At 71.4% G+C, this 11740-nt stretch carries 10 protein-coding genes; 9 read left to right on the plus strand and 1 reads right to left on the minus strand.

Going from position 1 to position 11740, the window contains the following annotated elements; translation table 11 throughout:
* Positions 1-259 precede the first annotated feature (259 nt).
* Entirely contained in the window at positions 260-1813 is a 1554-nt protein-coding gene (locus OG444_RS19170) for a PP2C family protein-serine/threonine phosphatase (RefSeq protein ID WP_327266856.1), read from the plus strand.
* Positions 1814-1931: 118 nt separating this feature from the next.
* Positions 1932-3398, plus strand: a complete 1467-nt coding sequence (locus OG444_RS19175) for an aminopeptidase P family protein (protein WP_327263313.1) — start codon at positions 1932-1934, stop codon at positions 3396-3398.
* 60 nt (positions 3399-3458) lie between these two features.
* Here the strand turns inward: OG444_RS19175 and OG444_RS19180 are convergent, their stop codons facing one another.
* Entirely contained in the window at positions 3459-3905 is a 447-nt protein-coding gene (locus OG444_RS19180) for an ATP-binding protein (RefSeq protein ID WP_327263314.1), read from the minus strand.
* A 237-nt stretch (positions 3906-4142) separates the two neighbouring features.
* On the opposite strand from OG444_RS19180, the gene OG444_RS19185 reads away from it, so the two are divergent.
* From OG444_RS19185 to pheA, 7 genes are all read left to right on the plus strand, one after another.
* Entirely contained in the window at positions 4143-4985 is an 843-nt protein-coding gene (locus OG444_RS19185) for a hypothetical protein (RefSeq protein ID WP_327263315.1), read from the plus strand.
* 109 nt (positions 4986-5094) lie between these two features.
* Complete coding sequence (locus tag OG444_RS19190) at positions 5095-5820, plus strand: YcnI family copper-binding membrane protein (RefSeq protein WP_327263316.1); 726 nt, start codon at positions 5095-5097, stop codon at positions 5818-5820.
* A gap of 68 nt (positions 5821-5888) precedes the next feature.
* Positions 5889-6542, plus strand: coding sequence for an SCO family protein (locus OG444_RS19195; RefSeq protein WP_327263317.1), 654 nt, complete (start codon positions 5889-5891; stop codon positions 6540-6542).
* Positions 6539-7015: a copper chaperone PCu(A)C gene (locus OG444_RS19200; RefSeq protein WP_327263318.1), complete on the plus strand. Its 477-nt coding sequence runs from the start codon at positions 6539-6541 to the stop codon at positions 7013-7015. Before OG444_RS19195 ends, OG444_RS19200 begins: the two co-directional genes overlap by 4 nt.
* A 22-nt stretch (positions 7016-7037) precedes the next feature.
* Entirely contained in the window at positions 7038-9116 is a 2079-nt protein-coding gene (locus tag OG444_RS19205; RefSeq protein WP_327263319.1) for a copper resistance CopC/CopD family protein, read from the plus strand.
* The gene (efeB, locus tag OG444_RS19210) at positions 9113-10399 is read left to right on the plus strand and encodes an iron uptake transporter deferrochelatase/peroxidase subunit (protein ID WP_442810765.1); all 1287 of its coding nucleotides are present in this window, start codon (positions 9113-9115) and stop codon (positions 10397-10399) included. Before OG444_RS19205 ends, efeB begins: the two co-directional genes overlap by 4 nt.
* A gap of 42 nt (positions 10400-10441) precedes the next feature.
* Positions 10442-11377 carry a prephenate dehydratase gene (gene pheA / locus OG444_RS19215; RefSeq protein ID WP_327263321.1) on the plus strand — a complete coding sequence of 312 codons (936 nt, stop codon included), beginning with the start codon at positions 10442-10444 and terminating at the stop codon, positions 11375-11377.
* Positions 11378-11740: the final 363 nt, after the last annotated feature.

Genomic DNA, 11740 nt, shown 5'->3' on the forward strand with positions numbered 1-11740 from the left:
ACAAACGTCCCGCGGGGTGGGAGCACGACCCGCGCCGACCGCCGAGACCGGCTGCCGCCGCTAAGGACGACGGCCCGCGCCGGGCGGTTCCGCGCAGCGCCAACTCGCCCCGGGCACCTAGGAGTAGGTACCCGACCCCTTGAGGAGCCCGCCCAGTCGATCGCAAAAACCGACTGCTTCCAGCTTTTTCCGGCCAAGTTCTAGCCTTGACCCGACAGTGAGTTGCCGCCCCCTGGACACCAGGATTCCCACCTTGGCAATGCTGGACATGCATCCACGTGTGCGTGTAGATGTGGATTCCTTGATGGCGGCGCAGCACGATCTGGGGGTTTGCGATGCTATTTGGCGAATCGCACCAGGTGGAAAGGCGGACGCCATGAGCGCCCCGCATCTGCCGAAAGTGGCTGGAATCGATCCAGCAGTAACGGTGTCACCGCAGACTGCGGCGCCCACACCCGCCCGGACCACCCCCGCACCGGCCCCTCCGCCCGGCCCGGGCAGTGTCATCCAGGACCGGCTGGCGGGCATGGTCTCGGATCTCACCACCCTGCACGAGCTCACCGAGCGCCTCGCTCGCGCCAGTGATCTCGACACCTCGCTCCGCGAGTTCCTGCGCGCCGGAGCCGCACTCGTCGGCGCCCGCCGCGGTCTGGTCGTCCTGGAGCCCTCCGACGGACTCGGCCCGACCAGCACGATCGGCCTCGGGCTCGGCCACGCGGAGCTCGGCCACATCGAGACCGTGCCGCGCAGTGCCACCTCCTACGGGCGGATTCTCGACGGCCTGCCCGACGCCCAGGGCGGCTCCGAGGTCCTCCCCGAACCGGGGGCGCCCCCCGGCGCCGGGGGTTTCGCCGCCCCCGTCGACCCCCGCCACCGTGAGGTCGCCGCCCGCCTCGGCTATGCCGCCAGCTACGCGCTCCCCCTCACCGCCGAGGCCACCGGCCGGCTCGGCGCGGCCGTCTGGCTCTACGACGAGCAGGCCGAGCCGAACGACCGCCAGCGCGACCTCGTCGGGCTGTACGTGCGGCACGCCGCCGAGCACCTGGCCCGGATGCTGGAGGTGGAACGCTGCCGCTCGCAGCTGGCCACCGTCTCCGAGGAGCTGCTGCCGAGCAGGCTCCCCCGGATCCCCGGGGTGCAGCTCGCGGCCCGCCACCACACGGGGCCGCGGGGCGGGGGCGACTGGTACGACGCGCTGCCGCTGCCCGAGGGAGCCCTGGGCCTGGCCGTCGGATCCGTCACCGGATCCGGGCCGAGCGCCGTCGCCGCGATGGGCCGGCTGCGCGCATCACTGCGCGCCTACGCCGTCATGGAGGGCGAGGACCCCGTAGCCGTCCTGTCCGACCTGGAGCTGCTGCTGCGCCTCACCGAGCCCGCCCGCTCCGCCACCGCGCTCTTCGCCTACTGCGAACCCGCCGGGGGATCCCAGCCCGCGGGCGAGAGAAGCAAGATCATCCTGGCCGGTGCCGGGCACACCCCGCCGCTGCTGATCGGCGAGCACCGCACCGAGTACGTCGAGACCTCGCTCTCCGCACCCCTGGGCATGCTGTCCTGCTGGGAGGCGCCGAGCGTGGAGATCGAACCTGCACCCGGAGAAACGGTGCTTCTCTACACCGACGGGCTGCTCCACCACACGGGCGACCCGATGGACCGGGCCTACGCACGGCTGCACGCCGCAGCCGCGGGGGTACCCCGCAGCGCCCGCGACGATCCGGCGGCCCTGTGCGAGCACATCCTGCGGACCGTGCTGCCCGGCGGGGAGCCGACCGACGCCCCCGAGGACATCGTGCTGCTCGCCGCCCGGTTCGAGTGAGGCCCGGAGCTGTTCCGAATCGTGACGGACGGCACGATTCGGAACAGCCCTCTCCGTACATGCATACGATGGATGCGGTCCACACCCAGGTCCGTACCGTCGTAGCTGAGGAGAAGACGTGGCTGACGAGCTCACCCCGGAGACCCCGGAAGAAGAGCAGCCCAAGAAGACGCACAAGCAGCGCAAGAACGGTCTGTACCCGGGCGTCAGCGACGAACTCGCGGAGAACATGCGCAGCGGCTGGGCCGACACCGAGCTGCACGGGCTGGAGCCCATCGAGCAGGCCGCGCACACCGTCGCCCGCCGCGACGCCCTGTCCCGCCGCTTCCCGGGCGAGCGCCTCGTCATCCCCGCGGGCCGCCTGAAGACCCGCTCGAACGACACCGAGTACCCCTTCCGGGCCTCGACCGAGTACGCGTACCTCACCGGCGACCAGACCGAGAACGGCGTCCTGGTCCTGGAGCCCTCCGGGCCGGCCGGTCACACCGCCACGATCTACCTGCTGCCGCGCTCCGACCGGGAGAACGGCGAGTTCTGGCTGTCCGGCCAGGGCGAGCTGTGGGTCGGCCGCCGCCACTCCCTCACCGAGGCCGAGCAGCTTCTGGGCATCCCGGCGAAGGACGTCCGTGAGCTCGCCGAGGCCCTCACCGAGGCCGAGGGCCCGGTCCGCGCCGTGCGCGGCCACGACTCGGTGATCGAGTCCGCCCTCACCGACAAGGTGACCAAGGAGCGCGACGAGGAGCTGCGCGTCTACCTCTCCGAGGCCCGCGCCGTGAAGGACGCGTTCGAGGTCGGCGAGCTGCAGAAGGCCGTCGACTCCACCGTCCGCGGTTTCGAGGACGTCGTGAAGGTCCTCGACAAGGCCGAGGCCACCTCCGAGCGCTACATCGAGGGCACCTTCTTCCTCCGTGCCCGCGTCGAGGGCAACGACGTCGGCTACGGCTCCATCTGCGCCGCCGGCCCGCACGCCTGCACCCTGCACTGGGTCCGCAACGACGGCGACGTCCGCTCCGGCGACCTGCTGCTGCTCGACGCCGGCGTGGAAACCCACTCCCTCTACACCGCCGACGTCACGCGCACACTCCCCGTCAACGGCACCTACACCGACATCCAGCGCAAGATCTACGACGCGGTCTACGCCTCCCAGGAAGCCGGCATCGCCGCGGTGAAGCCGGGTGCGAAGTTCCGCGACTTCCACGACGCCTCCCAGCACGTCCTGGCCGAGAAACTCGTCGAGTGGGGGCTGCTGGAAGGCCCGGTCGAGCGGGTCCTGGAGCTGGGCCTGCAGCGCCGCTGGACCCTCCACGGCACCGGTCACATGCTCGGCATGGACGTCCACGACTGCGCCGCCGCCCGCCGCGAGGCATACGTCGACGGAACCCTCGAGCCCGGCATGTGCCTGACCGTCGAGCCCGGCCTCTACTTCCAGACCGACGACCTGACCGTGCCCGAGGAATACCGCGGCATCGGCATCCGCATCGAGGACGACATCCTCGTCACCGAGGACGGCAACCGGAACATGTCGGCCGGACTGCCCCGCACCTCGACCGAGGTCGAGGCCTGGATGGCGCGCCTGAAGGGCTGACGCCATCGGCGGTACGTCTCGTTGGGCGGGATCCTCCAAGGGGCCCGCCCAACGGCGTTCCTACGACACCCTGAGCAGCGCGTCGTCGCGCCACTTCAGCATCTTGTCGAAGCTCACCACCGCGCCGCCGCAGCCGGTCCGGTTGCGGAAGCGGACGTGGTCGGCGAGTTCGGCGATCAGATGCAGGCCCCGGCCGTGTTCGGCCAGGGAGGGTCTGCGGCGGGCCACCGTCGCGGGCGGGAATCCCGGACCGGAGTCGGTCACCTCGATGCGACAGCAGTCCCCGTCCAGGTAGGCCGTGACGTGGTACGCCTCGTCGTCGTCCGGGATTTCGCCGCCCCCGCCGTGCTCCACCGCGTTCGCACAGGCCTCGGTCAGCGCCACCGAGAGATCGAAGGAGATGTCCGGGTCCACCCCCGCGGTCTCCATCGTCCCCAGCAGCAATCGCCTGGCGAGCGGCACGCTCGCAGCTTCGCGCCTCAAGTGGAGTGACCACCAGATGCTCATACGGTTACCTATTGCCGCCCGCGAGGGGGCGTAAGCGCCCTGGGGCCGTCCGAGACCTCAATGCGCTCGTTCGGCCGATGCGGCTCTCCCGGGCGGCGGTGTATGCGGCGGGGCACATGCGGCAGCCGTGGCGACAAGAGGCCGACGGACCGGGACGGTCGCCTCAGAAGAGACCCATGCGGACCTTCCGGACCTGCCGTATGAAGGGCCGGAGCGCAGTGCGATGATGGCCCGGCCATGTCTGACCCCCACGCGACGCACGCCGAAGCCGGCCTCCGGCTGATCCGGGCCGCGGTGTTCACCGCGGTCTGTGTCGTGCTGTCCGCGACCGGGCACGCCCTGGCCTCCTGCGCCACCGTGCCCTGGTGGTCCCTCTCCCTCGGCTTCCTCACCGTATTCGCGATCGCCGCCCCGCTCGCGGGCCGCCGGCGGACGCTGCCCGGCATCGCCGCCGGGCTCACCGCCGGACAACTCGGCCTGCACGCGCTGTTCGGCCTCGGCCAGCACAGTGCCGCGGCCGCGCAGGCTCCGGCCGGCACCGCCGATGCCTCGCTCGCAGAGCTCGCCGCCCGGCTGGTCTGCGGGGGCAACTCCGTACCGCTCAGCCCGGCCGACGCCCGGCAGATCCTGGAGGCCGCGGGCCTGGACCCGGCCGCTCTGGCGGAGCAGGCCGTTCACGCCGGACAGGCCGGACAGGCCCTCGCGCAGGGGCACAGCGCGCACGCCCACGTGGCCCAGGCTGTCACCGCGGCGCCCGCGACCGGCCTGTTCAGCCCGGCCATGCTGGCCGGGCACCTGCTGGCCGCGGTCGCCGCCGGCTGGCTGCTCGGCCGCGGCGATGCCGCACTCCTCCGCCTCGCCGAACTGTCCCGACGCTCCGCCGAAGCCGCCCCGGTACGCGCGCTGCGGGCCGCACTGGCCTTCGTACGGGCCCTGGGCGCCGGGCTCCCGCGCTCGGCCGCCCGCACCCCGAAGGTCGCGCGGACCGGGTCCGACCCCGCCCGCCGCACAGGCCGGGAAGTGCTGCAGCACACGGTGATCCGGCGCGGCCCGCCCATGGCGCTCGCCCTCGCAGCCTGACGCGGCGCCCTCCTTCCCGGACACCCAGCGGGACAGCGGTGCCGCGAACTCCGTGCGCACCCGTGCCCGGAGCAAACGCCACCCCTGCTTCCGTGGAGTGTTCCCTGCCATGAAGACCTCTCGCGTCTCCATCGCCGCCGCCGTCGCCGCCGGTTCCGTCCTCGTCCTCTCCGGCCCCGCCTTCGCCCACGTCGGCGTGCAGCCTGCCGGCGAGGCCGCCAAGGGCGGTTACGCGACGATCAACTTCAAGGTCCCCAACGAGCGGGACAACGCGTCGACCACGCAGCTGGAGGTCAACTTCCCGATCGACCAGCCGCTCAGCTCCGTCATGCCGCAGGACGTTCCCGGCTGGACCGTGAAGGTCGAGACGAGCGACCTCGACAAGCCGCTGACGGTCCACGGCAAGCAGATCACCAAGGCCGTCACCAAGGTGACCTGGTCCGGCGGAAAGATCGAGCCCGGGAAGTTCCAGCAGTTCCCGCTCTCCGTGGGCAAGCTGCCCGAGAGCGCCGACCAGATGGTCTTCAAGTCCATCCAGACGTACGACAACGGTGAGGTCGTCCGCTGGATCGAGGAGGCCAAGGAAGGCGCCGCGGAGCCGCAGAACCCCGCGCCCGTCCTGAAGCTGACCGCCCCGCAGGGCGACGACCACCACGGCAGCGGCGCCAAGGCGGACGAGCCGAAGAACTCCGACAAGGACGCCGGGCACGGCCACGACAAGGCCGCCGCCGAACACGGCTCCGACACCACCGCGCGCGTCCTCGGCATCGCCGGCATCGTCGTCGGACTCGGCGGTGTCGCCTTCGGCATCGCCTCGCGCCGCCGCTCCGCCTGATCTGCGGCGCCCCGGGGCGCCGCCTCTTCGAACGTCCGTAACATCCCCGATCCCAGGGACATTTCTCCATGCGCACCACACGTGTGACGGTCGCCGCTCTGCTCGCGGCGGCCACACTCACGCTCACCGCTTGCGGCGGTGAGCCCCCCAAGACCGGCTCGGTCACCCAGATCGCCGGCGGCCAGAGCCGTACCAAGGCCGCGACCGTACTGGACCGCCCCTTCGGGAAGCCCGAGCTCGTCCTCACGGACACCACCGGCAACCCGTGGAACCTGCGTGAGCAGACCAAGGGCAGGCCGACCCTCATCTACTTCGGCTACACCAGCTGCCCCGACGTGTGCCCGCTGACGATGAGCAACATCGCCGTTGCCAAGAAGGCGCTCCCCAAGGCCGACCAGGACAATCTCCGGGTCGTGTTCGTCACCACCGACCCCGAGAGGGACACTCCCGAGTCCCTCGGCGCGTGGCTCAAGGCGCAGGACCCCTCCTTCGTCGGACTCACCGGGGACTTCGCCACCATCCAGGCCGCCGCACGCTCGCTCGGCATCGGCATCGAGGCCGCCACGAAGGATGCGAACGGCGACGTCGTCTCCATGCACGGCGCCCAGGTCATCGCGTTTTCGCCGAAGACCGACGAGGGCTACCTCCTCTACGGCGAGGGCACCACCGTCGACGACTACACCAAGGACCTGCCGAAGGTCATCAAGGGAGAGAACCCGTGACCGCCCGCACCACCCGCACCCTCGCCGTCGCCCTCTCCCTGACGGCAGCACTCGCCATATCCGGCTGCTCCGGCGACGCCGAACCGAAGATGGCCGTCAGCGGCGCCTTCATGCCCCAGCCCGTGAACGACAAGATGGCCGGCGGGTTCATGGTCATCAAGAACGGCTCCGAGACCGCCGACAAGCTCACGGGCATCACCTCCTCGCTCTCCGACGATCTCCAGATCCACGAGACCAAGGACCAGAAGATGCAGCAGGTCCAGTCGATGGACGTGCCGGCGAACGGCGAGCTCCGGCTGGAGCGCGGCGGCAACCACATCATGTTCATGGGGCTCAAGAGCACCCCCAAGGTCGGCGACAAGGTCACCGTCGAGCTCCGCTTCGAGAAGGCCGGCCCGGTCAAGGTCGAGCTGGACGTGAAGGACCGGACGTACAACGCGCAGGCCCCATCCACGGCTGGCAACGCCCACTGACGGACCGAGGAACTGACACGCCATGACGGCCACCGCCCCCGCTCCCTCCACGGCCCGCGTCCGTGCCACGGCAGTCCTGCCGCGGCTCGCGCTGGTCCTCGCAGCTCTGCTGGCAACCCTGTTCGCCGCGGCCGCACCGGCCACGGCGCACGCCGCACTCACCGCGAGCGACCCCAAGGACGGGGCGGTGGTCGCCACGGCCCCCGCTCAGGTCACGCTCTCCTTCTCGGAGCAGGTCGCCATGGGCGACGACTCCATCCGCGTCCTCGACCCCCAGGGCAGGCGCGTGGACACCGGCGAGCTGCGCGACATGTGCAGCGGGAACACCATCCGCTACGGCACCGCGCTGCACTCCGGGCTGCCGAACGGCACCTACACCGTCGCCTGGCAGGCCGTCTCGGCCGACAGCCATCCGATCTCCGGCGCCTTCACGTTCTCCATCGGTGCGCCCTCGGCCACCGATGTCACCCTGCCCACCACGCAGACGGGCGGCGGACCCGTCGGCATCGCGTACGGGATCGCCCGCTACGCCGCCTACGCCGGGTTCACCGTCCTCGTGGGCGGCGCGGCCTTCATCCTGCTGTGCTGGCGGCGGGGCGCGGCCGAACGACCGCTCCAGAAGCTCGTCGTGCGCGCCTGGATCACACTGACCGCCGCCACCCTCGCGATGCTGGTGCTCCGGACCCCCTATACGGGGTCGGGAAACTTCTCCGACATGTTCGATCTCAATGGGCTGCGAGCCGTCCTGGAGACCAAGACCGGAGCCTCGCTGGTCTCCAGGCTGCTCCTGCTGGGTGCGGCCGCCCTCTTCGTCGCGGTCCTCTTCGGTGTGTACGCGCGCCGCGTGGGGGACGCCCCCGGGCCCGGCGGGACCGAGGCAACCGCGAAGACCGACAGGGCGGACGGGTCCGACAGCTCGGACGGGTCGGACAGGTCCGACGCGTCCGACGGGTCCGAGGACTCGGACGGGTCCGCGAAGCCGGACGACACCAGCGATCTCACCTTCGGCCTGGCCATCGGAGGCGCCGTCGTGTCCGGCGGTATCGCCGCCACCTGGGCCCTCTCCGAGCACGCCTCCACCGGTATCCAGCCCGGTATCGCCATGCCGGCCGACATCCTGCACCTGATGGCCGTCGCCACGTGGCTCGGCGGTCTCGCCGCGCTGCTGGTCGCCCTCCACAAGGTTCCCGGCATCGAGCGCGCGGCCGTCCGGCGCTTCTCCAGGGTGGCCTTCGTCAGTGTCCTGGTGCTCGCCGTCACCGGCGTCTACCAGTCCTGGCGCCAGCTCGGCAGCTGGTCCGCGCTCACCGGCACCGAGTACGGGCAGCTGCTGCTCCTCAAGGTCGGCCTGGTCGCCGTCCTCCTCGCCATCGCCTACGTGTCCCGCAAGTGGACCGCACGGCTCGCCGAGACCCCTGTGGCCGTCGCACAGGCCTCCGCCGATGTTTCACGTGAAACAGCCCCGGGCGACGTCTTTGACACTTCCGATGTTTCACGTGAAACAGAGCCCGTGACCGTCCCCGCCGACCCGGCGCGCGCTGCCCAGCTCGCACGGCAGCGCGCCGCCCGGGAGAACGCGCGCGAGAAGCGGGTGCGGGACGCCGACCCGGACCGGTCCGGCCTGCGCCGTTCCGTCCTTGCCGAGGCGGCCATCGCCGTGATCCTGCTCGCCGTCACCACCGTGCTGACCAGTACCGAGCCCGGACGGACCGTGGAGCAGGAGGCGGGCAGCGGCTCCACCGGCACCGCCGTCCCCGACCGCGCCGTCAAGATCACCCTCCCCTTCGACACCGGCGGCCCGAACGGCAAGGGGTCCGTCCGCCTCGAACTCGACCCGGGACGGGTCGGCGCGAACACCCTGCACCTCTGGTCCGACAGCGCCGACGGCACGCCCCTCGACCTTCCCGAGATCAAGGTCGCCTTCACCCTTCCCGCCAAGGACATCGGCCCCCTGCCGCTCGTCCCCGAGCAGGCGGCGCCCGGCCACTGGACCGCGTCCGGCGTCCAGCTGCCGCTCGCGGGCGAGTGGCGCCTCGACGTGACCGTCCGCACCTCCGACATCGACCAGACCACCGTCCAGAAGACCGTGAAGATCGGCTGAACAGCGTGACCGAGAGCACCCCCGACATCGAGATCTCCCGGCGCAGGCTGCTGGGCACCGTCGGCGCCGCAGGCGCCGCCGGGATCGCCCTCGGCTCCGCAGGCGGCGCCCTCGCGCACTCCACGCTCGCCGGCCCGGGAGGCGGCTCCGCCACGGGCGCGGCCGGGAGCCTCGCCTCCCTCGGCGCCACCCAGGTGGCCTTCCACGGGGACCACCAGGCCGGCATCACCACCCCGCTGCAGGCCAAGGGGCACCTCGTCGCCTTCGACCTCGCCGCCGGGGCGGGCCGTACGGAGGCCGCCGCGCTGCTGAGGCGCTGGTCCGACACCGCCCGCCGGCTGATGGCGGGCGAGCCGGCCCCGACTTCCGACAGCGGGATCGCCCTCGACGCCGGCCCGTCCTCCCTCACCGTGACCTTCGGCTTCGGCCACTCCTTCTTCGAGCGCACCGGTCTCACCGCCCGTCGGCCCACCGCCCTCGACCCGCTGCCGGACTTCTCCTCGGACCGGCTCGACGCCCAGCGCAGCAACGGCGACCTGTGGGTCCAGATCGGCTCCAACGACGGCCTCGTCGCCTTCCACGCGCTGCGGGCCCTGCAGAAGGACGCCGGGGAGGCCGCCCGCGTCCGCTGGCAGATGAACGGCTTCAACCGGACCCCCGGCGCCACGGGCACCCCGATGACCGCCCGCAACCTCATGGGCCAGATCGACGGCACCGGCAACCCGAAGCCCTCGGAGCCCGACTTCGACAAGCGGATCTTCGTTCCCGGCGCAGGACCCGGGCCGGCCGAGCACGCCTGGATGGCCGGCGGCTCGTACGCCGTCGTCCGGCGCATCCGCATGCTCCTCGACGACTGGGACAAGCAGTCGCCCGCCCAGCAGGAGCAGGTCATCGGGCGTACCAAGGCCACCGGCGCCCCCCTGACCGGCGGTGGCGAGACCACCGAGATGCAGCTCGACAAGCTCGGCGCCGACGGGAAGCCCGTCATCGCGTCCAACGCCCATGCCCGGATCTCCGCCCCCGAGCAGAACGGCGGGGCCGCCATGCTGCGGCGCCCCTTCTCCTTCCACGACGGGATCGGCGCCGACGGCACCCCCGACGCGGGTCTCCTCTTCATCTGCTGGCAGGCCGATCCGCTGCGCGGATTCGTGCCCGTACAGCGCAAGCTCGACCGCGGGGACGCGCTGTCGGAGTTCATCCGGCACGAGTCCAGTGGCCTGTACGCGGTCCCGCCCGGCCCCCGCGGCGACGAGTACGTGGGGCAGCGGCTGCTCGAAGGGTGAACGGCAACCCGGGGGACGGCGCCCCGGCATTAGGCTGATCGCATGTCAGCCACCCGCTTCACGTATCTCGGTCCCGAGGGCACTTTCACCGAGGCCGCCCTGCGCACCCTGCCGGAAGCCGCGACACGGGAACTCGTCCCGATGGTGTCGGTACCGGCCGCCCTGGACGCCGTACGGGCCGGCGAGGCGGCTGCCGCCTTGGTCCCGATCGAGAACTCGGTGGAGGGCGGGGTCACCGCCACCCTCGACGAGCTGGCCGCGGGCGAACCGCTGATGATCTACCGCGAAGTGCTGCTGCCGATCGCCTTCGCGCTCCTCGTGCGGCCCGGGACCGCCCTGTCGGAGGTCAAGACCGTCACCGGGCACCCGGTCGCCCAGCCGCAGGTGCGCAACTGGCTGCGGGCGAACCTGCCCGACGCGGTGTGGGAGTCGGCCGCCTCGAACGCCGACGGCGCCCGGCTGGTCCAGGAGGGCCGCTTCGACGCCGCCTTCGCGGGTGAGTTCGCCGCCGCCACCTACGGGCTCGTACCGCTGGTGACGGAGATCCACGACGCGGAGAACGCCGAGACCCGATTCGTCCTGGTGGGACGCCCGGCCCGGCCGGCCGCGCCGACCGGCGCGGACAAGACCTCCGTCGTGCTCTGGCTCGGCGACGACCACCCCGGTGCACTGCTGGAACTCCTCCAGGAATTCGCGGTCCGCGGGGTGAACCTGATGCTGATCCAGTCCCGTCCGACCGGACAGGGCATCGGTAATTACTGCTTCGCGGTCGATGCCGAGGGCCACATTTCCGACCGGCGGGTCAGTGAGGCCCTGATGGGCCTCAAGCGCACCTGTCCCCAGGTCCGCTTCCTCGGGTCCTACCCCCGCGCCGGTGTCGCTCAGAGTGACGTACGGGCTCCTCGGGCCGGAACCTCCGACGGCGACTTCACGGCCGCCTCCGACTGGCTGGGGCGTTGCCTCGACGGGCGGGCGTAGGAAGTCGTCCACTGTCCACAGAGTTATCCACAGGCCGGGATAGGGACCTGGGGACAAGTCGACAGAACGGCACGACAAGGTCGACAAATCGGCCGAGGGGCTCAGGTTTCGCTCTGGGGAGCGGGAGGTGAACGGTGTCACCTCCGCATCACCGATCAACTCTTTGGGGCGAGTCATTCCCACCCGAATGAGTGTGTGAGGGCGGTTTGAACCCTGATTCGCCTCGGCCATCCACCGATCAGGAATGATCTATTCCTGTGTCCACAGATGCAGCACACAGCCTGTGGATAACCTGCGGGCCTCGCCAATTCCTGTGGACAAGAACCTTCTCCGGCCCTGCTCAGCACCCGGCCGACCGTCGGC

Origin of the sequence: Streptomyces sp. NBC_01232 (assembly GCF_035989885.1) — a bacterium.
Classification (GTDB): Bacteria; Actinomycetota; Actinomycetes; order Streptomycetales; family Streptomycetaceae; genus Streptomyces.